This is a genomic window from Enterobacter sp. FUJ80071, assembly GCF_038739915.1.
In the GTDB taxonomy this organism is placed as follows: Bacteria; Pseudomonadota; Gammaproteobacteria; order Enterobacterales; family Enterobacteriaceae; genus Enterobacter; species Enterobacter kobei.
Window position 1 is genome coordinate 4,103,596 of the sequence record NZ_JBBXKH010000001.1, and the last position, 26,551, is coordinate 4,130,146.

28 protein-coding genes and 1 other RNA gene are annotated in these 26,551 nt (G+C 53.1%); 17 read left to right on the plus strand and 12 right to left on the minus strand.

The annotated features are described in order from the left end of the window. Positions 1–67 precede the first annotated feature (67 nt). The 7 genes from AAER43_RS19875 to AAER43_RS19905 all read left to right on the plus strand — a co-directional run bounded on the left by AAER43_RS19875 (position 68) and on the right by AAER43_RS19905 (position 3,668). On the plus strand, positions 68–436 hold the full coding sequence (locus tag AAER43_RS19875; RefSeq protein ID WP_014885328.1) for a DUF1090 domain-containing protein: 369 nt from the start codon (positions 68–70) through the stop codon (positions 434–436). Positions 437–465: 29 nt separating this feature from the next. Further along, positions 466–771 carry a YqjD family protein gene (locus AAER43_RS19880; RefSeq protein WP_008503141.1) on the plus strand — a complete coding sequence of 102 codons (306 nt, stop codon included), beginning with the start codon at positions 466–468 and terminating at the stop codon, positions 769–771. A 1-nt stretch (position 772) separates the two neighbouring features. Continuing rightward, positions 773–1,171 carry a phage holin family protein gene (locus tag AAER43_RS19885; RefSeq protein ID WP_014885329.1) on the plus strand — a complete coding sequence of 133 codons (399 nt, stop codon included), beginning with the start codon at positions 773–775 and terminating at the stop codon, positions 1,169–1,171. Next, positions 1,168–1,464, plus strand: coding sequence for a YqjK-like family protein (locus AAER43_RS19890; RefSeq protein ID WP_014885330.1), 297 nt, complete (start codon positions 1,168–1,170; stop codon positions 1,462–1,464). The genes AAER43_RS19885 and AAER43_RS19890 overlap by 4 nt, the downstream gene beginning before the upstream one ends. 280 nt (positions 1,465–1,744) lie before the next feature. Then, positions 1,745–2,137 (plus strand): DoxX family protein, encoded by a 393-nt coding sequence (locus AAER43_RS19895; RefSeq protein WP_014885331.1) that lies wholly within the window; start codon positions 1,745–1,747, stop codon positions 2,135–2,137. A 71-nt stretch (positions 2,138–2,208) separates the two neighbouring features. Further along, positions 2,209–3,195: a glutathione S-transferase family protein gene (locus AAER43_RS19900; RefSeq protein ID WP_014885332.1), complete on the plus strand. Its 987-nt coding sequence runs from the start codon at positions 2,209–2,211 to the stop codon at positions 3,193–3,195. A gap of 107 nt (positions 3,196–3,302) precedes the next feature. Further along, a complete protein-coding gene (locus AAER43_RS19905; protein ID WP_014885333.1) occupies positions 3,303–3,668 on the plus strand; it encodes a DUF805 domain-containing protein in 366 nt (121 codons plus the stop codon). Positions 3,669–3,709: 41 nt separating this feature from the next. On the opposite strand, the gene AAER43_RS19910 is transcribed toward AAER43_RS19905, so the two are convergent. Next, a complete protein-coding gene (locus AAER43_RS19910) occupies positions 3,710–4,612 on the minus strand; it encodes a LysR family transcriptional regulator (RefSeq protein WP_014885334.1) in 903 nt (300 codons plus the stop codon). Between the two features lie 104 nt (positions 4,613–4,716). Here AAER43_RS19910 and AAER43_RS19915 point away from each other — a divergent pair, with 104 nt between their 5' ends. Then, positions 4,717–5,418, plus strand: a complete 702-nt coding sequence (locus AAER43_RS19915; protein WP_342702018.1) for a pirin family protein — start codon at positions 4,717–4,719, stop codon at positions 5,416–5,418. A gap of 39 nt (positions 5,419–5,457) precedes the next feature. Here the strand turns inward: AAER43_RS19915 and AAER43_RS19920 are convergent, their stop codons facing one another. After that, a complete protein-coding gene (locus AAER43_RS19920; protein ID WP_050861468.1) occupies positions 5,458–6,759 on the minus strand; it encodes a serine dehydratase subunit alpha family protein in 1,302 nt (433 codons plus the stop codon). A gap of 20 nt (positions 6,760–6,779) precedes the next feature. Beyond that, entirely contained in the window at positions 6,780–8,111 is a 1,332-nt protein-coding gene (locus AAER43_RS19925; RefSeq protein ID WP_014885337.1) for an amino acid permease, read from the minus strand. Positions 8,112–8,461: 350 nt separating this feature from the next. On the opposite strand from AAER43_RS19925, the gene AAER43_RS19930 reads away from it, so the two are divergent. From AAER43_RS19930 to tssD, 3 genes are read left to right on the plus strand one after another with little or no spacing between them, the layout of a single operon-like run. After that, complete coding sequence (locus tag AAER43_RS19930) at positions 8,462–8,911, plus strand: hypothetical protein (RefSeq protein ID WP_050861469.1); 450 nt, start codon at positions 8,462–8,464, stop codon at positions 8,909–8,911. A 2-nt stretch (positions 8,912–8,913) separates the two neighbouring features. Then, entirely contained in the window at positions 8,914–9,231 is a 318-nt protein-coding gene (locus AAER43_RS19935) for a DUF1493 family protein (RefSeq protein ID WP_014885338.1), read from the plus strand. Positions 9,232–9,253: 22 nt separating this feature from the next. Then, positions 9,254–9,739 carry a type VI secretion system tube protein TssD gene (gene tssD / locus AAER43_RS19940; protein ID WP_050861471.1) on the plus strand — a complete coding sequence of 162 codons (486 nt, stop codon included), beginning with the start codon at positions 9,254–9,256 and terminating at the stop codon, positions 9,737–9,739. A gap of 75 nt (positions 9,740–9,814) precedes the next feature. Here tssD and AAER43_RS19945 read toward each other — a convergent pair whose 3' ends face one another. From AAER43_RS19945 to garL, 9 genes are all read right to left on the minus strand, one after another. Then, entirely contained in the window at positions 9,815–10,225 is a 411-nt protein-coding gene (locus AAER43_RS19945) for a Spy/CpxP family protein refolding chaperone (protein WP_023338812.1), read from the minus strand. A gap of 149 nt (positions 10,226–10,374) precedes the next feature. Continuing rightward, on the minus strand, positions 10,375–12,669 hold the full coding sequence (pflB, locus tag AAER43_RS19950; protein WP_045281419.1) for a formate C-acetyltransferase: 2,295 nt from the start codon (positions 12,667–12,669) through the stop codon (positions 10,375–10,377). Between the two features lie 15 nt (positions 12,670–12,684). Next, positions 12,685–13,893: a propionate kinase gene (tdcD, locus tag AAER43_RS19955; RefSeq protein ID WP_050861535.1), complete on the minus strand. Its 1,209-nt coding sequence runs from the start codon at positions 13,891–13,893 to the stop codon at positions 12,685–12,687. A 30-nt stretch (positions 13,894–13,923) separates the two neighbouring features. After that, positions 13,924–15,255, minus strand: a complete 1,332-nt coding sequence (tdcC, locus tag AAER43_RS19960; RefSeq protein ID WP_014885343.1) for a threonine/serine transporter TdcC — start codon at positions 15,253–15,255, stop codon at positions 13,924–13,926. 9 nt (positions 15,256–15,264) lie between these two features. Beyond that, positions 15,265–16,254 carry a bifunctional threonine ammonia-lyase/L-serine ammonia-lyase TdcB gene (gene tdcB / locus AAER43_RS19965; RefSeq protein ID WP_057057660.1) on the minus strand — a complete coding sequence of 330 codons (990 nt, stop codon included), beginning with the start codon at positions 16,252–16,254 and terminating at the stop codon, positions 15,265–15,267. A 114-nt stretch (positions 16,255–16,368) separates the two neighbouring features. Beyond that, complete coding sequence (gene tdcA / locus AAER43_RS19970; RefSeq protein ID WP_014885345.1) at positions 16,369–17,289, minus strand: transcriptional regulator TdcA; 921 nt, start codon at positions 17,287–17,289, stop codon at positions 16,369–16,371. A 687-nt stretch (positions 17,290–17,976) separates the two neighbouring features. Further along, positions 17,977–18,353: RNase P RNA component class A (gene rnpB / locus AAER43_RS19975), an RNA gene on the minus strand. 59 nt (positions 18,354–18,412) lie between these two features. Next, on the minus strand, positions 18,413–19,303 hold the full coding sequence (gene garR / locus AAER43_RS19980) for a 2-hydroxy-3-oxopropionate reductase (RefSeq protein WP_050861472.1): 891 nt from the start codon (positions 19,301–19,303) through the stop codon (positions 18,413–18,415). A 20-nt stretch (positions 19,304–19,323) separates the two neighbouring features. Continuing rightward, positions 19,324–20,094: a 2-dehydro-3-deoxyglucarate aldolase gene (gene garL, locus AAER43_RS19985; protein WP_014885347.1), complete on the minus strand. Its 771-nt coding sequence runs from the start codon at positions 20,092–20,094 to the stop codon at positions 19,324–19,326. A gap of 359 nt (positions 20,095–20,453) precedes the next feature. Between garL and garD the strand changes: the two genes are divergently transcribed. The 6 genes from garD to AAER43_RS20015 all read left to right on the plus strand — a co-directional run bounded on the left by garD (position 20,454) and on the right by AAER43_RS20015 (position 26,534). Next, positions 20,454–22,025, plus strand: coding sequence for a galactarate dehydratase (gene garD / locus AAER43_RS19990; protein ID WP_045268594.1), 1,572 nt, complete (start codon positions 20,454–20,456; stop codon positions 22,023–22,025). A gap of 176 nt (positions 22,026–22,201) precedes the next feature. Continuing rightward, entirely contained in the window at positions 22,202–23,056 is an 855-nt protein-coding gene (locus tag AAER43_RS19995; RefSeq protein ID WP_014885349.1) for a tagatose bisphosphate family class II aldolase, read from the plus strand. A gap of 34 nt (positions 23,057–23,090) precedes the next feature. After that, entirely contained in the window at positions 23,091–24,362 is a 1,272-nt protein-coding gene (gatZ, locus tag AAER43_RS20000; RefSeq protein ID WP_050861474.1) for a tagatose-bisphosphate aldolase subunit GatZ, read from the plus strand. Positions 24,363–24,376: 14 nt separating this feature from the next. Further along, complete coding sequence (gene gatA, locus AAER43_RS20005) at positions 24,377–24,844, plus strand: PTS galactitol transporter subunit IIA (protein ID WP_014885351.1); 468 nt, start codon at positions 24,377–24,379, stop codon at positions 24,842–24,844. A gap of 27 nt (positions 24,845–24,871) precedes the next feature. Beyond that, the gene (gene gatB / locus AAER43_RS20010; protein ID WP_050861476.1) at positions 24,872–25,156 is read left to right on the plus strand and encodes a PTS galactitol transporter subunit IIB; all 285 of its coding nucleotides are present in this window, start codon (positions 24,872–24,874) and stop codon (positions 25,154–25,156) included. 4 nt (positions 25,157–25,160) lie between these two features. Then, a complete protein-coding gene (locus AAER43_RS20015; RefSeq protein WP_014885353.1) occupies positions 25,161–26,534 on the plus strand; it encodes a PTS galactitol transporter subunit IIC in 1,374 nt (457 codons plus the stop codon). The last annotated feature ends 17 nt before the right edge of the window (positions 26,535–26,551 follow it).

Sequence of the window (26,551 nt, forward strand, 5' to 3'; positions counted from 1 at the left end):
CCCTCGAATGTACTCCGCATCATTCTGGAAAGCGGCTTACGCCGCAACACAATGGAAGGTTTCGATAATGAAATTCCGCATGACTCTGGCTCTGGCCCTTTTTTCTTTAAGCACAGCGACCTTCGCCAACTCTCTCTGTCAGGAGAAAGAACAGGATATTCAGCGTGAGATCGGTTATGCCGAAAAGCATAACAATCAGCACCGTGTTGATGGTCTTAAAAAAGCGCTGAGCGAAGTGAAAGCAAACTGTACAGACAGCAAGCTACGTGCCGATCATCAGAAAAAAATCGCTGAACAGAAGGACGAGATAGCCGAGCGCCGTCAAGACCTGCAGGAAGCGAAAGAGAAAGGGGATGCGGAAAAAATTGCTAAGCGCGAGAAGAAGTTGAAAGAAGCGCAGGACGACCTGAAAGCGCTGGAAGCTCGCGATTATTGAGTTAACGGAAATCTCAACAGGAGAGAATCATGTCAAAAGATACGACGTCTGAACATCTGCGCGCTGAACTGAAATCCCTGGCCGATACCCTTGAAGAGGTGTTGAACTCTTCCGCCGACAAGTCGAAAGAAGAAGTGAGCAAGCTGCGTAGCAAAGCGGAGCAGGCGCTGAAAGAGAGCCGCTACCGCCTGGGTGAAACCGGTGATGCACTGGCAAAACAGACCCGTGAAGCGGCGGCTCGCGCGGACGAATATGTGCGCGATAATCCATGGACGGGGGTAGGTATTGGTGCCGCCGTCGGTGTGGTACTGGGTGTTCTTCTGACGCGTCGTTGATATGGAAGATCCTCGTCACGCACAAGGGCCTGCTAACAACGTCCTCGGCATCGGCCAGCGTATTTTAACCACGCTGGTCGGGATTGCCGAAACGCGCGTCCGGCTGGCAGTGGTCGAGCTGGAAGAGGAGAAAGCAAATCTCTTCCAGATGCTGCTGATGCTCGGCCTGACCATGCTCTTCGCCGCATTTGGTCTGATGAGCCTGATGGTGTTAATCATCTGGGCCATTGATCCGCAGTATCGACTCAACGCGATGATTGCCACCACCGTCGTTTTGCTGGTCGCCGCGTTGATTGGCGGTATCTGGACGCTGCGCAAAGCACGCAAGTCGACTTTCCTGCGCCATACGCGTCAGGAGCTGGCTAACGATCGCGCCCTGCTGGAGGATGACAAGCCGTGAGCGATAAAGCCGAACGTCAGAAGCGCAAAGCCTACCTGTTGAGTCAGATCCAGCAGCAACGGCTGGATCTTTCTGCCAGCCGTCGCGACTGGATTGACGCGACGCGGCGGTTTGACCGTGGCTGGAATACCTTTCTGAGCCTGCGTTCATGGGCGCTGGTCGGCAGTAGCGTCATGGCTATCTGGACGGTTCGTCATCCAAATATGCTCATCCGCTGGGCACGCCGCGGTTTTGGTGCCTGGAGCGCCTGGCGTTTGGTGAAAGCGACGTTGCGTCAGCAGCAGTTGAGGTAGCCTTCTCGCCGGGTGGCGGCTTCGAGGTAAAAGCAAAACGGTAACTCAGGTTACCGTTTTTTGTTTTTGCGCCCTCTCCCCGTGGGAGAGAGTTGGGGTGAGGGCACCAGCGCGCACCTGTTTTTACTCAATATCTTTGAAGAAGATTGACAGTTTTCCTTGCTAACAATTGTCACCCGCCCCGTTTATTATCCTCTCCATCGACAGCATATCCGCGGTATCTACCCGGAATTGCACACAAATAAAGTTCAGCCGCTGATGTGGTTTCCTGGAGAGTAAAATGAAAAAATTAGAAGATGTTGGTGTACTGGTAGCGCGTATTCTGATGCCAATCCTGTTTATCGTAGCGGGTTGGGGAAAAATCACCGGTTATGCGGGTACCCAGCAGTACATGGAAGCCATGGGCGTGCCGGGGTTCCTGCTGCCTCTGACCATTCTGCTTGAGTTCGGCGGCGGCCTGGCGGTTCTGTTCGGTTTCCTGACCCGTACCACCGCGCTGTTTACCGCGGGCTTCACCGTGCTGACAGCGTTCATCTTCCACAGCAACTTTGCGGAAGGCGTGAACTCTCTGATGTTCATGAAAAACCTGACCATCGCGGGTGGCTTCCTGCTGCTGGCAGTCACTGGCCCGGGCGCATACAGCATCGACCGCCTTCTGAATAAGAAGTGGTAAGCACGCTATACTGAATAAACACAAAGCGAGGAGACATCTCCTCGCTTTTGCTATCTGACGGAGGAGAAAAAATGGGACAACTCGTAGACGGCGTCTGGCAGGATGTCTGGTATGACACAAAATCCACCGGAGGACGCTTTAAGCGCTCTGTTTCGGCCTTCCGTAACTGGCTGACCGCCGATGGCGCACCTGGCCCGAGCGGTGAAGGCGGCTTCGCGGCCGAGAAAGATCGTTATCATCTTTATGTTTCTCTGGCCTGCCCGTGGGCACACCGCACGCTGATTGTGCGCAAACTTAAAGGCCTTGAATCCCTCATTCCGGTTTCGGTGGTCAACCCGCTGATGCTGGAAAACGGCTGGACGTTTGACAGTGATTTCCCCGCCGCGACCGGCGACGATCTTTACCACCACGATTTCCTCTACCAGCTTTATTTGCGCGCCGATCCGCACTACACCGGACGCGTTACTGTCCCGGTACTGTGGGACAAGAAAAACCAGACGATTGTCAGCAACGAATCTGCGGAAATCATCCGCATGTTTAATACCGCGTTTGATGCACACGGCGCCCGCGCCGGGGACTACTACCCGGTTGAGCTGCGCGATAAAATTGACGAGCTGAACAGCTGGATCTACGACAACGTCAACAACGGTGTCTATAAAGCCGGGTTTGCGACCAGCCAGGAAGCCTATGACGACGCGGTCGGGAAAGTGTTTGAATCGCTGGAGCGTCTGGAGCAGATCCTCGGCCAGCATCGCTATCTGACAGGCGACCGCCTGACGGAAGCCGATATTCGTCTGTGGACCACGCTGGTGCGCTTTGATCCGGTCTATGTCACTCACTTTAAGTGCGACAAGCATCGTATCAGTGACTATCTGAACCTGTATGGTTTCCTGCGCGACATCTACCAGATGCCGGGCATTGCCGAAACGGTCGACTTCGACCATATCCGCACCCACTATTTCCGCAGCCACAAGACCATTAATCCGACGGGCATTATCTCCATCGGCCCGTGGCAGGATCTGGATGAGCCGCACGGTCGCGACGTGCGTTTTGGATAAATATCAAGGGCATCACCAGATGCCCTTTTTTAATTCACAATCTCCATCTATCCTTATCTCGATCGCTTAAAAAACAAGTGATTGACCGATTATTGAGGCAAGGAAAAATGGACTGGTATTTAAACGTACTGCGCAACTATATTGGATTTGGTGGCCGCGCCCGCCGCAAAGAGTACTGGATGTTCATTCTGGTGAACTTCATCTTCGCGCTGGTGCTAAGCATCGTGGATAAAATTCTGGGCTGGGAGTGGGCGAGCGGGGAAGGCGTTCTCACCTCAATTTACGGCTTATTTATTCTGTTGCCTTCCTGGGCCGTGCAGTTTCGACGCCTCCACGATACCGATCGTTCGGCGTGGTGGCTGTTGCTGCTGCTGATCCCGATCGTGGGATGGATTGTGATTTTGATCTTCAACTGCCAGTCCGGTACGCCGGGCGAAAACCGCTTTGGTCCGGATCCTAAGATCGCTGCGTAATTTATTGCCCGGTGGCGCTTACGCTTACCGGGCCTACACGCTTATTTGTTGTGGTGCGCAAAGAGTTTGGGTATTTCGCGCAGGCACCACGATTTGGCTTCGCCCATGCTGTCGCGACGCCAGGCCATAATAATGTCCACTTCGCTGGTGTACTCCGGGCTCACAACGCGCAGACGCCCTTCCGCAATATCTTTTTCCACAAACGGATACGGCATGGTTGCCACGCCAAGCCCGGCCAGCAGCGCCTGTCGTTTGTCTTCCAGTGAAGTGACCGTCAGACGAGGCTGTTTATCCAGCAACTGCACCGTCAGCACCGGACGTTCACGCGCGGTATCAGCGACCGCCACGCCGCGATACTTCACGCGCGTCACCTCAGAGAGCGGCTCTGGCTCCTGGTGAATCGGGTGATTGGGTGCGGCAACGTAAACGTTCATCACGCTGTAGAGCTTGCGCGAGTTGATTTCCGACGACGAGCGGAAGTGCATATCCGGCGCAATAACGATATCCGCCCTGCCCGTCTCCAGGCGCTCCCACGCGCCTGCCAGCACTTCGGTAATGATCGACAGCTGCGTGTTCGCTTTATCAGCCAGACGGTCAACCAGCGGGAACAGCGCTTCAGTAGGCACCAGCGCTTCGGTCACTAACGTCAGATGGGTTTCCCAACCGCGCGCCAGCGCTTCGGCATCGGTCGTTAACTTATCCGCCGCTTCCAGCAACACGCGACCGCGCTCCAGCAGCATTCGGCCCACGTTGGTGAATTTTGTTCGATGACCGGAGCGGTCAAACAGCACCACGTCCAGCTCCTCTTCCAGCTTCTGCATGGTGTAACTCAGCGCCGACGGAACGCGCCCCAGTTCATCAGCGGCTGCCGCAAAACTGCCGCGCCGGTCAATCGCGTCCATGACGCGAAGCGCCTCAAGCGTCAATGCTCTCTCTTTAGCCATCTCGTTCTCATTCAGGAAATTTGAACATACCGGGCAGAATATCTGGCTAACAATGCAGCGTCCATACCTTTACCATTGTTTTAGTGTAAAGAGAGGTCAAGTTTATGATTACGACAAGAACAGCTAAACAGTGCGGACAAGCCGATTTCGGCTGGCTGCAGGCCCGCTACACCTTTTCTTTTGGACACTACTTTGACCCTAAACTCCTCGGTTACGCTTCATTACGCGTGTTGAACCAGGAAGTGCTCGCCCCTGGCGCGTCCTTCCAGCCGCGTACGTACCCGAAAGTCGATATCCTGAACCTGATCCTGGAAGGCGAGGCAGAATACCGCGATAGCGAGGGCAATCATGTCCAGGCAAAGACTGGCGAAGCGTTGTTAATTTCCACGCAGCCGGGCATCAGTTACAGCGAGCATAACCTCAGCAAAGATAAAACGCTGACCCGTATGCAGTTGTGGCTGGACGCCTGCCCTGAGCGGGAAAACCCGCTGGTACAAAAGGTAGATTTAACGGGCGATAAGCAGCAGCTGATTGCGTCGCCTGATGGCAGCAAAGGCAGCCTGCAGCTACGTCAGCAGGTATGGCTGCATCATATCGAACTGAAGAAAGGTGAGCAGGCGAGCTTCCAGCTTCATGGACCGCGTGCGTATTTACAGTCCATCCACGGTACGGTGCATGCGGTAACGCATACGGAAGAGAAAGAGGCGCTCACCTGTGGTGACGGGGCGTTTATTCGTGATGAAGCGAATATTACCCTGGAGGCCGATACGGCATTGCGGGCGCTACTGATTGATTTACCGGTGTAATTAACCTTACCCCTCTCCCAAACGGGAGAGGGGTATTCTTTACACCTTACTCGCCATAATCTCGATAATCTGCCGATCCGTTGCCTGCATCGAGCGGCACGCCAGTGCGCACAGGTTGGAAATAGACTGTTCCACATCGTGCGCCACAATCCCCTCATTGCCCGTTACGGCAGAATCGTCCAGCGCCATCATGACTGCTTTCCAGGCACTGTTGACGCTGGTGGAGACTTTCATCGCGCAGCTATTGGAGGCGCCATCACAGATCATCCCACTGACATCCCCGATCATACTGCCGATTGCCATCGCAACCGTCTTGTAGCTTCCGTCCATCAGCCACGCCATGCCTGCCGCTGCGCCCATTGCCGCCGTCGTTGCTGCACATAATGCGGACAAGCGCGGAAGCTGGTAGTGGATATAAATGGCCGCCAGATGTGAAAGCATCAGCGCCCGCGCCAGCCGCTCGTCGTCAGCCTGAACGTGTTCAGCCACAACAACAACCGGCATAGTCGCGGTGATCCCCTGGTTTCCTGACCCGGAATTACTCATCGCTGGCAGTGTCGCACCGCCCATGCGGGCATCCGAGGCCGCGCTGGTGCGGATAACAATATCTGAACCCAGATCCTGTGCCATCCATCCGCGGGTGCGCTGTTTATCGAGCGTCGCACCAATGTGCAATCCCCATTGCCCGCTGAGCCCTTCGCGTGAGAGCGCACCGTTCAAACGCCCGGCATCAAGGATAAACCGGATCGCATCGAACGGGACCTGCTCGACAAACTCCAGGATCTGCGAAAGCGTCGTGGTTGACAGCACCGCCAGGGGGTCACTCCCTGCCTCTGCCTGTTGATCGTCCAGCCTGAAGCGCGTTTCGCCCTGACACACCACCTCCACCACACGGGTATGCCCGCCCGCGATAGTCACCATCGCCGAGGCATCACCGGCGTATACACAGGCCCGTGAATAGAGAATCTCTTCGCACGGTTCCTGAAGTTTCACCTGCACCTGACCGGCATTCAGCAGCGCTTTAGCCCGTACCAGCGCATCCGCGCTGGCATCTTTCAGTACCTCCAGCCCCGCCTGCGCATTACCACCGATGGCGCCCAGCGCCGCCGCAATCGGCAACCCGACCATTCCGGTACCCGGCACCGTTACGCCCAGCCCGTTCTTCATCAGGTTCGGCGATACCCACGCCTCAATATGTGTTACGTCGCCTGACAGGTGCTCTGCGGCAATTGCACAAGCCAGCGCCAGAGAAACGGGTTCGGTGCACCCCAGCGCAGGTTTAACTTCTTCCTGCACCACGCGAATAAATTGATTCCATAAAGGATGAGTTTGCTCAGACATCGTTACGACCTTAATTACCCTCAGGAGAATGCGAGGAAAGGAGAAACACAAAGCAGCAGCCCGGTGATAACAATAATCACCAGCGACACGCCTTTATATTTATGCAGTGCTGGCACTTTATAGACCAGCCATGCAGGGATCAGGCAGCCCACCATGCCGAAGATAGGGCTACAAATGGAGGTGAAGCTCAATACCGGCGCGTTTAAGACAATCGCGCTCCAGGCCAGCAGAATGGCGAATAACATGATGCCGCGCTGGACGGTGCTTTCATTGATTTTCTCTGTTGGCATTTTGCGGCGCAGGACGTTCATGACGATCCCCTGCGTGGCCTCACGAAAGCCCAGATAGACGCCGAAGAACGCCGTCATCACGGCAAAGATATTGAGAATTACGCTGACGATTTTGACCCAGCCCGCACCGTCGCCGCTGATAAATTGCGCCGCGATCGCCAGGGCAGAGATATTCTGCTCGTAGGCTTTGACCGCTTCGTCGTGTCCCATCGCCAGAGTGAAAGAGACAGCGTAAAAGAAGACCGTCACAAACAGCACGCCAAAAGCGATATTCATTGCCCGCAATGCTTTGTGTCGCGCCACTTCAACGGACTTTTCCCGTGAGCGGTACGAGATAACCATCGGGCTTAAAGTCTGAATAAACAGAATGGAGGTTAAGGTAAAGGGCAACGTAATAATGGCGTTTTTAATCAGCAGACCCACCGGTGGCAGCATGCCCACATTGGCTAAATGCCAGAGGCCAATCATCGACAGCCCCAGCGCGGCAACCACAAATAGTTTGGTCAGCACCATCAGGCTGGAGACCTTAAACAGCAGCTTTTCACCGCGTGAAGAAATGGCGACCAGAATGCAGATCAGGAATAAACCGTAGAACGGATTGTCAGACAGCAACCCGTCGGTCACACCGAAAGTATGCAAATACGATGCGCTGTCGTTGGTGATGGCAGTGGAATAAACAAACATCCAGATCACCAGCATCACGAAATAGAGCGCACCTAATAGGATGCCCCAGTTTTTACCTAAGTAACCGCTAATTACGCTTGGGTAGTCTTTGCATTCCGGAGACTCCGCCAGCGTATTAATAAACAAACGCTGGAACAGATACATGGCCGGATAACCAATAATCGACGAGAGCAAAAAGACCCACAATCCCATTAATCCAACCTGCACAGGGAGAAAAACAATCCCCGCGCCGATGGCCATCCCGATACTCATGATGACCCACCCCGTGTCGGTGCTGTCGAATTTAATCGCTTCTCGCCACTCGCTTTCACTCATTCCCGCCCGCCTTGCCGCAGGGGAATCATTCACAATCACACTGCTGTTTGTTGCCGTATCCATTGGGTACTCGCTTATTTTGTAGGGTAAACAGTTGTTTTTATTAGATTCCGATCGCCAGCGATTGCGAGTCAGAGAATGCAGGTGCTTGTTATTGGTGTGGGAAGATCATATCCGCTGAGGCGGAGAAAAAAGTCACAATCTTTGTGAGGATTTGCTAAATTCCGAGTAAAAATTTTCTATAAAATCCTAAAATACAGGTAAATAATTCTAAGTGTGATGCAGCTTAAAAAATTATATCATCCTCAAAACGAGAATATTTCGGAATTTATAAAGATGAATGTCCTACTCTCACCCCTTTCTTTTTTATAGGATGACATCTCAACAAACCACCTGATGATTATGGTTATACTATGGACACCGTTGAAGAACTCAATGGAACATACTTTTATAAAGGAGTGTGTAACATCTCGGCATCTGAGCTATTTTTTTGGATTTTTCTCGATGCCACCGATGAACAGTTCGGCGGATTAAAGGATGCAGTAATGATGGCAAGTATGATTCTTGGTTTACCTGTACTTGAAACCAGAACAAAACCAGAAATGGCTACAATAGGCACATCCGTGGCATCTAAATACCTGCGAGATCTACTGAATGTACAGCTACCACACCGACTACCTACAATTACACTCGCAAGTTTCAAATACAGAAAACCAATGTATACCAAAAATTTAGGTGCGTTCATTGGCCGATGGATACCTGCCCTCGGGATAACCATACTTGCAGCAGATGTTGCAATGATAAGTTACAAAACGCTTTCGAGATATAATACGATTGCTCACCCAAAAGACCGGATTTGGTGAAGATGGACACTGAAACTGATGTTTTAAAATTCTTCAGGGACAACTTACCAGAACAAGGAACATTTACAGGCAAGAGAATTCCGCTTGAGATAGATGATGTTTTACAGGATTACACCGATCTGGATGATGTCATATATGCCATTGAGAGATTTGAAAAAGAGTATCTTATCGAAGTTAACACTGGAAATTATTTCCCCTGGACTCAAACATGGTTTTTCAGGAAATGGTTTACAAAAGAACCGGTTAAGCAAATATCAAAGCCATTGACGGTAAGAATGTTTGACGAAGCGGTAAAAGCAGGAAAATGGATACACGATTGATATATAGAAGGAGTTTTTTATCATGGCCGTACCTGTTCACATTTGGTTCTATGACGACGGTGGCTCACTCATTAAAGGTTCATGTGATGTTCAGGATCGTGAAGGGAGTGTTGAAATTAGAGGTTTAACCCATAACTTGAGTATTCCAACCGATCCACTCTCCGGAAGATTAACCGGAACGAGGAAACACGCGCCTTTTTTGTTCGAGAAGGAAATTGATAGCTCATCTCCCTATCTTTATAAGGCGGTAGCGACAGGGCAAAACCTTAAGAAAGTTGAGATTAGATATTACCGAATTAATAACGCAGGTTGGGAGGTTGAATACTTTAGAACTGAGCTGGAAGGTGTGAAAGTTGTCTCTATCTCGCCTATTGTTAACGATACACGTAACTGCCCTGGTACTGGCCACCTTGAATCTGTTCAATTGCGCTATGAAAAAGCGACCTGGACCTATTGCAACGGGAATATTCAATTCTCTGATGCATGGAATGAACGTGCGTCGGCATGATGTTTAGAATTCATTCTCACAGAATCCAATTGAAGCGATTCTGTGAGGTTTCATTTTATACGAATGATTCCAACATCACTCAGCCAGCGCGTTAGCCATATCGGTTTTGACCTGCTTACGCTGCTCCGGCGTCAGCACCTGGCTGACGTCAAAGTAATATTTCACTCGGTAGTAGCGCGCCTGCTGCTCAATCTTACTGAAGGCAGAGAGCTGGCTTTTCACCGTGCTTTCGTCCCATTTACCCGCCTGGAACATGTCGATCAGCGCGCCGTCCTTCACGCCCGTCATTGGGATCTTGCTGACGTTTTGCTCCAGTTGCTGATGCAACTCTTTAATCTTATTAATCTGCTCATTGCTGAGCTTCAGGTGCTGTACCAGCGGATCCTGCGATGGAGACGGGGCTGCCTCAACGTTCGCGGCCTGCGCGGTAAAACTGCACACCGCCAACGACGCTGCAATCAAAGCAATACGGGTCATTTTCATCATCTTACTGTCCTTACATTTTGTTATTGGGAAAAGCAGGAACATTGTTTTTCAAGAGCGGATGAATATGTGTGAGTAATTATATAAACAATTTTGTATGTTTAGCGGGCAAAAAAGTGCCCCCTGCGTTGAGGGGGCCTGAGAAGACACTTTTAGATAGATTGAGTAAACGTCCTCGATATCACATCCTGCTGCTGCTCGCGCGTCAGGGCATTAAAGCGCACGGCATAGCCTGAAACACGAATGGTCAGATTCGGGTAATTTTCCGGATGCGCAATGGCGTCCAGCAGCATTTCCCGGTTCATTACGTTGACGTTCAGGTGCTGCCCGCCTTCAATGGCCGCTTCATGGTGGAAGTACCCGTCCAGCAGCCCCACCAGGTTGGTTTTGCGCACCAGCTCATCTTTGCCCAGCGCCTGCGGCACGATAGAGAAGGTGTAGGAGATCCCGTCCTTCGCATAGGTGAACGGCAGCTTGGCCACCGACGTCAGCGAGGCCACCGCCCCTTTTCTGTCACGGCCATGCATCGGGTTCGCGCCAGGGGCAAACGGCGTGCCGCCGCGGCGACCGTCCGGCGTATTCCCGGTCTTCTGACCGTAAACCACGTTGGAGGTAATGGTCAGAATAGACTGGGTCGGCACCGCATTGCGATAGGTCGGCAGCGCCTGAATTTTCTTCATAAAGCGCTCAACCAGGTCGCAGGCGATGCTGTCCACGCGGTCGTCGTTGTTGCCGTACTGCGGATAGTCACCTTCGATGACGAAATCAACCGCCAGACCGGTATGGTCGCGCACCGGTTTCACCGTGGCGTATTTAATCGCGGAGAGAGAGTCCGCCGCGACCGACAGCCCGGCGATGCCGCAGGCCATGGTGCGATAGACGTCACGGTCATGCAGCGCCATCAGTGAGGCTTCGTAGCTGTACTTATCGTGCATGTAGTGAATGAGATTCAGCGCGCTGATGTACTGCACCGCCAGCCAGTCCATAAAGTGATCGAGGCTGGCCATCACGGTGTCGTAATCCAGCACCTCATCCAGCAATGGCGCGGTTTTCGGGCCGACCTGAATCTTCAGCTTCTCATCCACTCCGCCGTTGATGGCGTACAGCAGCGTTTTCGCGAGGTTGGCGCGGGCGCCAAAGAACTGCATCTGCTTGCCGATCACCATCGGGCTGACACAGCAGGCAATGGCGTAGTCGTCGCTGTTGAAGTCGGCTCGCATCAGATCGTCGTTCTCGTACTGCAGTGAGGAGGTGACAATCGACACCTGCGCGGCGTATTTCTTAAATGCAATCGGCAGCTGTTCAGACCAGAGGATCGTCAGATTGGGCTCCGGCGCAGGCCCCATGGTGTGCAGGGTGTGCAAATATCGGAAGCTGTTTTTGGTCACCAGCGTGCGGCCGTCCAGCCCCATTCCGCCAATCACTTCCGTCGCCCAGATCGGATCGCCCGAGAAGAGCGTGTCGAACTCCGGCGTGCGCAGGAAGCGGACCATGCGGATCTTCATGATGAAGTGGTCGATCAGCTCCTGCGCCTGCACCTCATTTAGCCGTCCGGCCTGCATGTCGCGCTCAATGTAGATATCAAGGAACGACGCCGTGCGCCCCAGCGACATCGCCCCGCCGTTCTGGGATTTCACCGCCGCCAGGTAGGCAAAGTAGACCCACTGCACCGCTTCCTGCGCGTTCATCGCCGGACGCGCAATATCAAAGCCGTAGTTCGCCGCCATCTGCTGGATCTGGAGCAAAGCACGCTTGTGCTCCGCCAGCTCTTCACGCAGGCGGATCGTCGCTTCGAGATCGTCACCGCGTTCCAGCTTCGGCTGGAGATCCGCAAACTGCAGCTCACGCTCGCGCACCAGATAGGTGATGCCGTACAGCGCCACGCGTCGGTAGTCACCGATGATGCGCCCGCGTCCGTAACCGTCCGGCAGACCGGTCAGCACGCCGGATTTACGGCAGCGCATCATCTCCGGCGAGTAGACGTCAAACACACCCTGGTTATGGGTTTTACGCAGGTCGGTAAACAGGTATTCAAACTGCGGATCCATCTCGCGGCCATAGGCTTCAAACGAGCTACGGATCATGTTGATCCCGCCATACGGATGCAGGGCGCGCTTGAGCGGTTTATCGGTTTGCAGCCCGACGATCGTCTCCAGATCCTGATCGATGTAACCCGGCCCGTGAGCGGTAATGGTGGTGGCAATGTTAGTATCAAAATCTACCGGGGCGTGGGTGGCATTCTCCTGACGAATGCCGACCATCACCTTCTGCCACAGCGCCGTCGTTGCTGGCGTCGCCTGCGCGAGGAAAGCTTCGTCGCCTTCATAAGGGGTGTAGTTATGCTGAATAAAATCGCGCACGTTGACGGCGTTTTTCCATTCTTCACCGCGAAAGCCAGCCCATGCGTCGCTGTAGGGCGCGACGCCTGTATCGATTGTTACGTTCATGTGTTTCTCGCTATATCAGGCGTAAGCCGCAGCCGGAGTGACCTTCCCAAGACGGAGGGCGTCCAGCGCGATCATTTTTTCTTCATTGGTAGGGACAACCGCGCAGACTACGCGGGAGGAATCGGTGCTGATGACGCGCTCACCCGCGCTGCCCGGCAGGCCATTTTTAGCCTCGTCGAGGAGAATGCCGAAGACCTTCAGATGCTCCGCCACCAGCGCGCGGATCAGTTTCGAGTTTTCGCCAATACCACCGGTAAAGATCACGCCATCCAGACGATGCAGCGATGCCGCGTGACCGGCGATATGCCGCGCAATCCGGTGGACAAAGGTGTGGATCGCCAGCTGCGCCCGTTGATTGCCCTCGTGCCAGGCTTTCTCCAGCGCGCGTAAATCGGAGGAGATGCCGGATATCCCCAACAACCCTGACTCTTTGTTAACCACGCGCTCCAGATCATCAAATGACTGGCCGGTTTGCTGGGCAATCCACGCCATCGCGCCAAAATCCACGTCGCCACAGCGCGTGCCCATCACCAGCCCTTCCAGCGGCGTCATGCCCATGGAGGTATCGACGCTCTCACCGTTGCGCACCGCGCAGATGGAGGCCCCGTTACCAAGATGAGCAATCACCAGCCCGCTGTCGTCGGGGGACAGCCCGAGAAGCGTATGCGCCTGTCCGGCCACGTAACGATGGGAAGTGCCGTGAAAACCGTAACGCCGTACGCCCAGCGCTTCAAAATAGCGGTACGGCAAGCCGTACAGATACGCCTGAGGCGGCAGCGTCTGATGGAAGCTGGTATCGAATACCGCCACCTGTTGCACGCCCGGAAACAACCGCTCTGCGGCTTCCACGCCGCTTAAGTTGGCGTAGTTATGCAGCGGTGCCAGCGGGGAAACCTGACGGATCTGCTCAATCACCTCTTTCGTAATCAGGGTCGACTCGCTGAAGAGGTCGCCGCCGTGCGCAATACGGTGGCCAATTAAGGCCACGCTGCTCATCAGGTTGCGCTTCTCCAGCTCCAGGGCGATGGCTGCCAGCGCCCCTTCGTAGTCCTGGTGAGCCAGTTTGACCGGCTCACCCCCGTTCACGGAAATAAAGGCCTTTTCGGTGTTGATACCGTCCGCAATGCCCGTCATCAGGGTCTCACAGCTGCTGGCGTCGAGCACCGAAAACTTAACAGAGGACGAACCGCAGTTAATAACCAGTACTACCGGAAACTCAATCATCATATGACTCCGCTCTTCCTGAGCTATGGGTTAGAACAGTTTGTAAACAATATTCAGAATGGTCAGCAGGCCCACAACCGTGACGAAGATGTTCTCGGGTTTGCCCTTATATTTCGCCATGGCTGGCGCTTTGCGGATGGCGTACATCGGCAGCAGGCACAGCAGAGAGGCGATGATCGGTGCGCCCATGGCTTCGATAAGGTCGAGAATGTTCGGGTTGGCATAGGCCACAACCCAGGTGGAGCCCATGATGAAGACCATGCTGATGGTGTTCAGCTTGCCAACGGAAACCTTCTTCTTATCCCCCTTATAACCGAACTTGAGGATCAGGCCGTTCAGCCCTTCCAGCGTGCCCAGATAGTGCCCAAAGAAGGATTTAAAGATAGCGACCAGCGCGATGATGGACGCACCGTATTCCAGCACCGTGGCAAATGTCGATTTGGTTCCCGACATGGAGGCAAAGTGGTTCGCCAGATAAGAGAGCACCGGAATGTTCTGCGCTTTGGCATCCGCCATGTTCTGCGGAGAGAGCGTAAACAGGCAGCTAAAGGCGAAGAACATCACCACGGCGACCATCAGCATGCTGGCCCGACCGATGATTTTGGAACATTTCTGCTCGGTAAACGCTTTACCGAACTCGGGCTCGTACTCTTCACGCTTGGAGACCACAAATGAGGAGACGATGGGCGAGAAGTTGAAGGAGAAGACCATGATGGAGATCCCCAGCCACACCGTGACCAGAATGCCGTCATGACCGGTAAAGGAAATATCGCTCAGGTTGACCTGGTCGATCACCGCCGAGTTCCAGTATGGGATCAGCGACAGGGAAATCAGCACCAGGCTGGCGATGAACGGGAACACCAGGAAGCTCATCACCTTCACCATCAGATCTTTACCAAACCAGATCACAAAGGCCATCAGCAGCAGCAGGAACAGCGCCACTACACCACGGTTCAGCGCAGGCAGCTGGAGCTGGTTTTCCCAGAACGTCATAAAGGTGTTGGTAATGGTCACGCCGTAAATCCACAGCAGTGGGCAAATGGCAAAGAAGTAGAGGAAGGTGATGACCACCCCGCCGGTCTTGCCGAAGTGCTCTTCCACCGTTTCGGTAATGTTGCCGGAGACATTACTGCCGGACAGGCACAGACGCGCCAGCGCGCGGTGACAGTAAAATGCAATCGGGAACGCGAGGACCAGCATCAGCAGGATGGGGATCAACCCGCCAAAGCCTGCGCGGATAGGGAAGAACAGCACGCCTGCGCCAATGGCGGTTCCGAACAGGCCCAGCGTCCAGGTGGTATCAGACTTACGCCAGGAGGACGTTTTTGTCTGGCCAACGATAATGCTTTCTGTGTTGCTCATAGGTCACCTTTATGCGTCAACGAAGCCGGTAATTTGGGAAACACGGGAGAGATCGATATTGCCGCCGGAAATAATGCAGACGGTTTTTCGGCCCTGAATATAGTGGTCAAGTTTGCCGCTTAATAATGCCGCGCAGGCCAGCGCGCCAGCACCTTCCGTCACCACTTTATTTCGCTGAATAAGCGCAATCATGCTGTTGCGAATATCGTCTTCGCTCACCAGCACAATGTCATCAACCAGTTCGCGGACGATTTCGAAGGTTAATTTACCCGGACGAGATACGTCGCAACCGTCAGCTAATGTACCGGTGACGCGATGGTTGATGATTTCTCCGGCCTGGTATGATGCCGCCATCCCATGAACATTTTCAGACTGTACGCCAATAATATTAATGGTCGGGTTAATGGATTTAATGGCCGTTGCAATCCCGGCAATTAATCCGCCACCGCCGATGGGAACAATCACGTTATCCACATCATACAAATCTTCGAGAATTTCCAGGCCAATGGTGCCCTGTCCGGCGATCACTTTCGGATCGTCATACGGCGGGATAAAAATGCGCCCTTCCATCTCGACGATTTCACTCACTTTCGCGATGGTGTCATTGAAGTTCTCGCCGTGCAGCACCACTTCCGCCGAGTAGTCACGCGTCGCGACTACTTTAGACTTTGGCGCGCCCTTCGGCATCACCACTTTGCCGTCAATGCCGAGCATTGCACACGAGAGCGACACACCCTGCGCGTGGTTTCCCGCCGAGCAGGCGACGACGCCCTTACGCTTTTCAGCATCGGTCAGCGAGCTTAATTTATTAAACGCACCGCGAATTTTAAACGAGCCAGTACGCTGCATATTTTCAAACTTCAGGAATATTTCACCCTTACAGCGCTCGCTGAGATAATTCGAACGCGGCATGCCGGTTTTATAGATTTTACCCGCCAGGCGTTTTCTGGCGTCCTGAATATCTTCAATCGTTACCGGAAGGTCGTAGGTAATGTGCATAATATCCTCGTTATAATAATTCATTCTTTTCAGGCAAAGTCAGGGTATCAGAGCATAAAATTATCTCTGGGTGTTTTTTATAAAATGTTTATTGCTTCTAAGGAGATTAATATTTCATCGTCGTCTTTCACCGGTGAGTGAGGCATATTGTTTTGCCAGTTCAACCAATACTGACGCGGATTTTTTAATTCTGTAATTTTTCGACCACACGGCGGCATAACGCGCCACGGGTAATTCATCCTCTACCGGCAGAACAATAAATTGATCCGAGCCGAACGGAGCAATCATGTCGCGTGGAATCACCGTCAGATAATCGGCATTCAGGACAAGGTTATAAATGGTGACCACGGAATCGGTCTGGACGATGTTTTCAATACTGATGTGGTTGTCTTGCAGAGTGGTCAGAAGTTCTTTGTAGTAGCCCATATCGGTTTGCGGCATCACCCACTGCTCATGCGTGAGCGATGCCAGTGTCGTCGGGCCGGTGCACGTTCGTGATTTACTGGCGACCAGCACAAATTCTGACTCAAACAAGGGCTCGACGTGCAGATCCTGCAGCAGCATCTCATCACTCAGCGTGCCGATGGCGAAATCCAGCCGACCATCGCGAATGGCTGGCAGGAAAGAGGAGAGCTGGGCTTCATACATAGATACGCGCGCTTTCGGGAACACTTCCTTGAATTTTTTGATCATTTCGGACAGGAAGGTGAAACCAATCAGGGACGGGTAGCCAAAGGAGACGTCCATCACGGTGCTGAAACTCAGGCTGTTGATCTCGCTCACCATGTTTTTCATTTCGCGGGTGATCGACTCTGAGTAGGAGAGCAGCACCTGGCCTGCGGCAGTCAGTTTTACGCCCGTGTTTTTACGCACCATGACTTCCACGCCGAAGTAGGATTCGATATCGCTGATGATTTTGCTGACGGCGGGTTGCGTCAGGCCCAGTTGTCTTGCAGCAGAACCTATGGAGCCACTTTTAATGACTTCCTGAAATACCACGAGGTGCTGTGTTTTCGGTAGAATAATAGTGTTCATAATATTCTGCGCTTATTTCCCTATGACGCAGCGGATTCTACCCAATATTGTTTCAGGGGGTATGTGCTGTTACTCACAATTTGCCTTCCCGCGTTATTCACCGGAACAACAAAAAACATAAAAAGCTTTTATCATCAATCATATAGGCTTGCCAGATCACACCATTACGCTGATATCGATCAACAAAACCAACAGTAATAAATTTATTTTATGGCGATAACCTGGATAAATTTTCTTGCGTTAATAAAATCAATAAAGACGATCTTTCAGGCAATTAAAGACCAATAAATAACCGTTATTCAGTTGAAACATTCTTTCAATTTATCAATTTTTACAGATGCTTTTAGGCTGGCTTTCGATAAAAAGAGGAATACGTCACACATTCGCAGGATGAATGTTTTTAAATGCAATATGTAGATATCAAACATGAAAACATATTGATTCATTAAGACAACAATCACAACAAATTAACAACACCGTGGATTAACCCCTTTTCAGCGCGAAATTTTGTGATAACGATCGCCTGTAGATTGCCTGAGGCCATTGAAGAGATAAAAACAGTGAAATGTGCTTAATGTCGCAAATATGAGAATTGATGTCGTTTGTGGGGTTGTCGGGTGGCGCAGCACTTAACCGACCTACAACCTCCTGAAAGCAAAAACCCCGCCGAAGCGGGGTTTTTTAAGAAGTTGAAGCTGACCGATAAGCCGGGTTCTGTCGTGGACAGTCATTCATCTAGGCCAGCAATCGCTCACTGGCTCAAGCAGCCTACCCGGGTTCAGTACGGGCCGTACCATGTGAACCCCTATTTGGCCTTGCTCCGGGTGGAGTTTACCGTGCCACGGACTGTTACCAGCCGCGCGGTGCGCTCTTACCGCACCCTTTCACCCTTACCTGATCCCGCTTGCGCGGGCCATCGGCGGTTTGCTCTCTGTTGCACTGGTCGTGGGTTTCCCCCCCAGGCGTTACCTGGCACCCTGCCCTATGGAGCCCGGACTTTCCTCCCCTCCGCCCGTCTCCCCCGAAAGGGACGACGACGAAGCGGCGACTGTCTGGTCAGCTTCGGCGCGCAGTATAGAGGGTTTGCGCGCCGCTGTCACCTTCAGGTGCAGGCAAGACGTAATTAACGCGCAACTTCTACCTTTGCCAGTTTTTCGTAGTAGCATGCAATCGCGCTGTGATCGGCCGTGCCCAGACCATCTGCACGCAACGCCTGCATCATCTCCATCACCGCCGCGGTCAGCGGCAGCTGTGCGCCTACGCCGTGGGACGTATCGAGCGCGTTCGCCAGATCTTTAATGTGCAGGTCGATACGGAATCCCGGCTTGAAGTTACGGTCCATCACCATCGGCGCTTTGGCATCCAGCACGGTACTTCCCGCCAGACCACCGCGAATCGCCTGATAGACCAGGTCCGGGTTAACGCCCGCTTTGGTTGCCAGCGTCAGCGCTTCAGACATCGCGGCGATGTTCAGCGCCACAATGACCTGGTTCGCCAGCTTGGTCACGTTGCCCGCGCCAATTTCACCCGTATGCACCACGGAGCCTGCCATCGCTTTCATCAGGTCATAGTATTTATCGAAAATAGCTTTATCCCCGCCGACCATCACCGACAGCGTGCCGTCGATCGCTTTCGGCTCACCGCCGCTGACCGGCGCGTCCAGCATATCCACGCCCTTCGCTTTTAGCGCCTCGCTGATTTCACGACTTGCAAGCGGTGCGATAGAGCTCATATCAATCAGCACCAGGCCGGGCTTTGCGCCCTCAATGATGCCGTTCTCCCCCAGCGCGACCTCTTTAACATGCGGGGAGTTTGGCAGCATGGTAATGATGACATCGCACTGCTCAGCAATCGCTTTGGCGGTGGAGGCTGTTTCTGCGCCAGCCGCCATCACCTCGGCCACAGATTGCGGATTATGATCGGAGATCACCAGTGAGTAACCCGCTTTGATGAGGTTCTTACTCATTGGTTTACCCATGATCCCCAGGCCAATAAAACCCACTTTCAGCGTCATAACTGTTTCCTCAATGATGGTTATTTTTTAAAAGCGTCCGCTAATTTCTGCGTCGCTGAGCGGAACACCCCGAGATCGCTGCCGACGGCAACAAAGGTGGCTCCCCACTCCAGATAACGTCGGGCGTCGGCTTCAACCGGCGCCAGTATGCCGCTCGGTTTACCGTGTGCTTTGGCGCGAGCAAATATGTGCTGGATCGCACGTTGCACGTCAGGGTGACTGGCATTGCCTAGGTGGCCAAAGGCGGCAGCCAGATCGCTTGGGCCGACAAAGATACCGTCCACACCGTTTGTGGCTGCAATAGCGTCGAGGTTATCAACCCCCTGCTGGCTCTCAATCTGCACCAGAACAGTGATGTTGCTATTGGACTGCGCGAAGTAGTCCGGCACGGTGCCGAACATGTTGGCGCGGTGTGAGACGGAGACGCCGCGGATCCCTTCCGGCGGGTAGCGCGTTGACGCCACGGCCAGCGCCGCTTGTTCCTGGGTTTCCACAAACGGGATGAGGAAATTGTAGAATCCGATATCCAGCAAACGTTTGACGATCACCGGGTCATTGGTTGGCACTCGCACCACCGGGGCGCTGGCGCTGCCTTTCAGGGCCATCAGTTGCGGAATAAAGGTGCTGATATCGTTTGGCGCATGTTCGCCGTCGAGCACCAGCCAGTCAAAACCAGCAAGGCCCAGCACTTCAGTACTTATTGGGTTTGCCAGCGCAGACCAACAGCCAATCTGGATCTGGTGCGCCGCGAGGGCCGTTTTAAACGTATTCGGGAAGATATTGTTATTCATCACTTATACCTTTTTAATTCCGCAGTTTGAGCCGGGATTATTTATTGCGAAACATATTGTTTTTATATTTATTTCTCTGACTGAATGTTGGCAATATAAAATCGTCCTTCAGTATAATCGTCACTTCACAACAGCACATTGTTTTTATGCTCAAGTATTGCGCCTCATTTCAACGCCATTTTGAGCATCTGCCCAACGCTGTGGGCGCTAATGCACAGAATCAGGGATTAGTCAGCCTGACGCGATCGCGATCACATTTTTACCGGTCTTCTGCTGACATTCTTTATTTCCTCGAGAATAAAACGATTATCCAACGGGTTAAATTTACTATCTGACACTTTGCCGGAGAAATGTGAATAATGGCCGATATTGAAATGAGAGAGGCATCGCCGACGGCGTTTTATATAAAAGTTCACGATACGGATAACGTGGCGATTATTGTCAATGACAATGGCTTAAAAGCGGGAACACGCTTCCCGGACGGACTGACGTTAATTGAACATATTCCCCAGGGGCATAAGGTCGCACTGGTCGATATTCCTGCCCATGGGGAGATCGTGCGTTACGGTGAAGTCATCGGCTATGCCGTTCGCGCAATTCCGCAGGGAAGCTGGATTGAGGAGTCGCTGGTTGAACTGCCAAAAGCGCCACCGCTGAACACCCTGCCACTTGCCACCCGCGTACCGGAACCGCTTCCCCCACTGGAAGGCTATACCTTTGAAGGCTATCGCAATCCGGACGGCAGCGTCGGTACCAAAAATCTTCTTGGTCTCACCACCAGCGTACACTGCGTGGCGGGCGTGGTGGATTACGTGGTGAAAATCATCGAACGCGATCTGCTGCCGAAATACCCGAACGTCGATGGCGTGGTTGGCCTGAACCATCTCTATGGCTGTGGCGTAGCGATCAACGCGCCAGCGGCGGTCGTGCCGATCCGTACCATTCATAATATTGCCCTCAACCCGAATTTTGGCGGCGAGGTGATGGTGATTGGCCTGGGGTGCGAAAAACTCCAGCCTGAGCGTCTGCTGCAGGGTACCGAAGACGTCAAAGCCATTCCGGCAGACGAGGCCAGCATTGTACGCCTGCAGGACGAACGCCACATTGGGTTCCGGTCTATGGTCGACGATATTCTGCAGGTTGCTGAGCGTCATCTGGATAAACTCAACCGACGCCAGCGCGAAACCTGCCCCGTCTCTGACCTGGTGGTGGGAACCCAGTGCGGCGGCAGCGATGCGTTCTCTGGCGTGACGGCCAACCCGGCGGTGGGCTTCGCGTCCGACCTGCTTGTTCGTTGCGGTGCGACGGTGATGTTCTCTGAAGTGACCGAAGTCCGTGATGCCATCCATTTACTGACGCCGCGCGCCGTCAATGAAGAAGTGGGCAAGCGCCTGCTTGAGGAGATGGCCTGGTACGATAACTATCTCGACATGGGTAAAACCGACCGTAGCGCGAATCCGTCTCCGGGAAACAAAAAAGGGGGCCTGGCGAACGTCGTGGAAAAAGCCCTGGGTTCGATTGCGAAATCCGGCCAAAGCGCAATTGTGGAAGTCCTCTCTCCGGGACAGCGGCCGACCAAACGCGGCCTGATCTACGCGGCAACGCCAGCCAGCGATTTTGTTTGCGGCACCCAGCAGGTGGCATCCGGCATTACGGTGCAGGTCTTTACCACCGGACGCGGCACGCCGTATGGCCTGATGGCAGTCCCGGTGATCAAAATGGCGACGCGCACCGAGCTGGCAAACCGCTGGTACGACTTAATGGATATCAACGCGGGAACCATCGCCACCGGAGAAGAGAGCATTGAGGACGTGGGCTGGAAGCTATTCCACTTCATTCTGGACGTGGCAAGCGGGCGGAAGAAAACGTTCTCGGACCAATGGGGATTACATAACCAGCTGGCGGTGTTTAACCCGGCACCAGTGACGTGAGTTTACTATAAACCTCTTTCAGCATGGCTTCGGCCATGCTTTTTTTTGTTTTCGATTCTTTCGCATTCTTATCTTTCATTTCGAATCTTTCATTTCTAAGATACCAATCACAAAAAAGCATTCCGAAACCCTATATTGTCTTTCGCACAAACAAAACGAAAGGTTTCGGAGGAAAGATGTATATCATCTCGTCAAAAGCGATGCTGATAAAGGCACAGCGTGAAGGTTACGCGGTCCCTGCATTTAATATTCATAATCTCGAAACACTGCAGGTAGTCGTCGAAACGGCCTCAGAGATGCGGTCTCCTCTGATTGTCGCGGGCACGCCCGGTACGTTTAGCTATGCCGGAACCGGGAATGTGGTAGCCATTGCTGGCGATCTGGCCAAAACGTACAACCAGCCACTGGCGATCCACCTCGATCATCACGAAGATTTCGACGATATCGCGCAGAAAGTACGGAGCGGGATCCGCTCTGCAATGATCGACGGCTCTCATCATCCGTTCTCTGAAAACGTATTGCTCGTAAAGAAAGTGACGGACTACTGCCACCGCTACGACGTTAGCGTAGAGGCTGAACTTGGCCGTCTTGGCGGTCAGGAGGATGACCTTGTCGTCGACAGCAAAGATGCGCTCTACACCAATCCACAACAGGCTCGCGAGTATGTTGAGCTGACGGGTATCGACTCGCTGGCTGTAGCCATCGGCACCGCGCACGGCCTGTATAAAGCTACGCCAAGGCTGGATTTCGAACGCCTGGCAGAGATCCGTAATCTGGTTGATATCCCGCTGGTACTGCACGGTGCCTCAGGATTGTCGACAGAAGATATCCGTAAGGCTATTAGCCTCGGGATCTGCAAGGTCAATGTCGCCACAGAACTCAAAATCGCCTTCTCGAATGCGCTGAAAACCTATCTCGCTTCATATCCCGATGCCAGCGACCCCCGTCATTACATGGTACCCGCCAAAAGTGCCATGCAAGAGGTCGTACGCAAGGTTATTGCCGATTGTGGTTGTGAAGGAAAGCTCTAACAACGAAAGATTAATGCCCTAATCCGGAGGAAATGTGAAAGATATTATTGCCCGCCATAAAGCGGGAGAGCATCTCGGTATTTGTTCTGTCTGTTCCGCACACCCGCTGGTCATTGAAGCTGCACTGCGTTTTGATTTGAATACCGACAATAAAGTGCTGATTGAGGCCACTTCAAATCAGGTGAATCAGTTTGGCGGCTATACCGGCATGACTCCTGCTGATTTTCGCGATTTTGTATTGAATATCGCCAGGGACGTTGGTTTTCCCCGAGAACGCCTGATTCTTGGAGGGGATCACCTGGGGCCTAACAGCTGGCAAAACGAACCGGCTGAAGCCGCGATGGAAAAATCCGTTGAGCTGATCAAAACCTATGTCGCTGCCGGATTTACCAAGATCCATCTGGATGTTTCCATGTCATGCGCCGACGACCCCGTCCCGCTAGCACCAGTAGTGGTAGCCCAGCGGGCTGCACAGTTATGCAAAGCTGCAGAAGAGACGGCTAATGAGGAACAAAAAGCGGCACTAACCTACGTTATTGGCACTGAAGTTCCCGTACCGGGTGGGGAAGCCAGCAGTATTAACTGCGTGCATGTTACCCGTGTTGAAGATGCCGCACAGACGCTCGATACCCACCGCGCTGCCTTTAGCGCACTCGGTCTGGAAGATGCGATGACACGCGTGATCGCTATCGTGGTGCAACCGGGCGTGGAGTTCGACCATACCCAAATCATTCACTATCAACCCCACGCGGCCGAGGCACTATCCGGCTGGATCCGCCAGACACCAATGGTCTACGAGGCGCATTCAACCGACTACCAGACCCGTCAGGCTTATCAGGCCCTGGTGCGCGATCACTTCGCGATCCTGAAAGTGGGCCCAGCGCTCACCTTTGCTCTGCGTGAAGCCATCTTTGCCCTGGCACAAATGGAGAGAGAACTTATCGCCCCTGAGCAGCGCAGCCACGTGCTGGAGGTGATTGACGAAGTGATGCTGAACGAGCCGGATTACTGGAAAAAGTATTACCGTCCAACCTGGAGCCAGGCGATGGTGGATATCCATTTCAGTCTTTCTGATCGCATTCGCTACTACTGGCCGCATCCACGTATCCGTCAGGGCGTGGAGAAATTACTCACCAACATGAGTAATACCTCCCTACCGCTGGGTCTTATTAGCCAGTTTATGCCCGTTCAGTTCGAACGATTGTCAATGAATGAGATCGTTGCAACACCGCACAATCTCATCATCGACAAAATACAGGATGTATTACGTGCCTATCGATTTGGCTGTACCCCTGAATACGTCTGATGCCCGGAGAGTCTATGAGTCACGTTTTTGTCCGTACCGGAATTGAGTTTGAAAACTGTCAGCTTGCGCTGGCACACATTGGTGAGGAGATGTTGGCGAAAGGTGTTGTGCATGCCACTTACCCAGCCGCACTTCTCGAAAGGGAGATCAACTACCCCACCGGCATAACCCTTGAACGCCATGCGGTTGCAATCCCGCATTGTGAGGCGGTACATGCCAAAATCCCCGCGATTTACCTGATTCGCCCGGACAAACCGGTGAATTTTCAGCAGGCTGATGATGATGGAGAGGTCGCCGTTTCACTCATCATCGCATTAATTGTTGAAAACCCTGCGGCGCAAATAAAACTGCTGCGCCGTCTTTTCAGCGAGCTACAAAACCCGGACACGCTGGACCTGTTGTTGGTCACACCAGCCGATCGCCTGGCTGAGCAATTCCGGGAGACGATCCTTGAGCCTGACTCCTGTGCACAGGCTTCATAACATACTGATAATAAAAAGGAGTACCCTATGAAACGTAAAGTTATTGTTGCCTGTGGTGGTGCCGTAGCAACCTCAACCATGGCGGCTGAAGAGATCAAAGAACTGTGTGAAGCCCACCATATAGCGCTTGATCTGGTCCAGTGTCGTGTGACGGAAATTGAAACCTATATGTACGGTGCAGACCTCATTTGCACCACGGCAAAAGTCGACAGATCGTTTGGTGACATTCCGGTAGTTCATGGGATGCCGTTTGTATCGGGCGTCGGTATCGAAGCCCTGCAACAAAAAATCCTCACTATCCTCGAGGGGTAAAATCATGTTTACCGAAATCATGCGGTATATCCTCGACCTCGGTCCCACCGTCATGCTGCCCATCGTTATCATTATCTTCTCAAAACTTTTGGGGATGAAACTGGGCGATTGCTTCAAGTCCGGCCTGCATATCGGCATAGGCTTCGTGGGAATTGGATTGGTCATTGGCCTGATGCTCGACTCCATTGGTCCGGCAGCTAAAGCGATGGCAGAACAATTCCAGATTAACCTTCACGTAGTGGATATCGGCTGGCCAGGTTCTTCACCCATGACCTGGGCCTCACAAATCGCACTGGTGGCGATCCCGATAGCGATCGGCGTCAATGTCATCATGCTGGTCACTCGTATGACCCGTGTAGTTAACGTGGACATCTGGAACATCTGGCACATGACCTTCACCGGCGCAATGCTGCACCTGGCCACTGGCTCTTACTGGCTGGGGATCCTTGGTGTGGTGGTTCACGCAGCCTTTGTCTACAAGCTGGGTGACTGGTTTGCCAAAGACACGCGAGACTTCTTCGGCCTGGAAGGAATTGCTATTCCACACGGCTCGTCGGCGTATCTCGGTCCCGTCGCGGTGCTGGTCGATACGATTATCAACCACATTCCAGGTCTTAAGCGGATCCACTTTAGCGCCGACGATGTCCAGAAACGTTTTGGTCCGTTTGGCGAACCGGTCACCGTCGGTTTTGTCATGGGACTGGTCATTGGCATGCTGGCAGGCTACGACGCGAAATCCGTTCTGCAACTGGCAGTGAAAACCGCTGCAGTGATGCTGTTGATGCCGCGGGTCATCAAGCCGATTATGGATGGCCTGACGCCGATTGCTAAACACGCTCGCAAACGCCTGCAGGCCAAATTTGGTGGTCAGGAGTTCTTAATTGGTCTTGATCCCGCACTGCTGCTGGGTCATACGTCAGTGGTTTCCGCCAGTCTCATTTTCATCCCGTTAACCATTCTGATTGCGGTGCTGGTGCCAGGTAACCAGGTGCTACCTTTCGGCGACCTTGCGACTATCGGTTTCTTCGTGGCAATGGCGGTCGCGATTCACCAGGGTAATCTGTTCCGTACACTCATCTCCGGCGTCATCATCATGGGGATCACACTATGGATCGCCACACAGACCATCGGCCTGCATACCCAGCTTGCACAGAACGCTGGTGCGTTAAAAGCAGGTGGGCTTGTGGCATCCATGGATCAGGGTGGTTCGCCAGTCACCTGGTTGCTCATCCAGCTCCTTACCTGGCAAAACGTGGTGGGATTCATTGTGATTGGCGCGATCTACTTCACAGGCGTACTGCTCACCTGGCGACGTGCCCGGACGTTTACGACGGCAGAGAAAAACGCCGCTAACCCGCAAAGCCAGACGGTATCTTAATATCCGGGGAGCCATGC